This is a genomic window from Sedimentibacter sp. B4 (assembly GCF_000309315.1).
Taxonomy (GTDB): Bacteria; Bacillota; Clostridia; order Tissierellales; family Sedimentibacteraceae; genus Sedimentibacter; species Sedimentibacter saalensis.
This window is the reverse complement of record NZ_CANG01000691.1, coordinates 1-236: the sequence shown is the minus strand read 5'-3', so window position 1 is coordinate 236 and position 236 is coordinate 1. Positions and strand designations below refer to the sequence as shown.

The window sequence follows — 236 nt, the reverse complement described above, 5'->3', positions numbered from 1 at the left end:
AGGTGGGTGATGACCCGGGCGGCATTGATGCTCTCGGTGTCGAAGTGCCGGTCGTAGGCAGAATCGAGCACGTCGAACACCTGCCGGAACAGTTCGGTCATCCGGACGGTGTGGGACAGGTCGTCGCTGGCGAACATCGCGTTCACGAAGTGCAGCGCGATCGGGACGGCCTCGTCGGGCGGCAGGTCGAGACCGGTGCGCTCCCGGACGAGCGCAACGCCGTTCCGTGCGGCCCG

At 67.4% G+C, this 236-nt stretch carries 1 pseudogene; it reads right to left on the bottom strand.

The features are described from left to right. Window positions 1–236 (bottom strand): annotated as a pseudogene (locus tag BN358_RS26815) (transcription antiterminator); the annotation flags it as partial.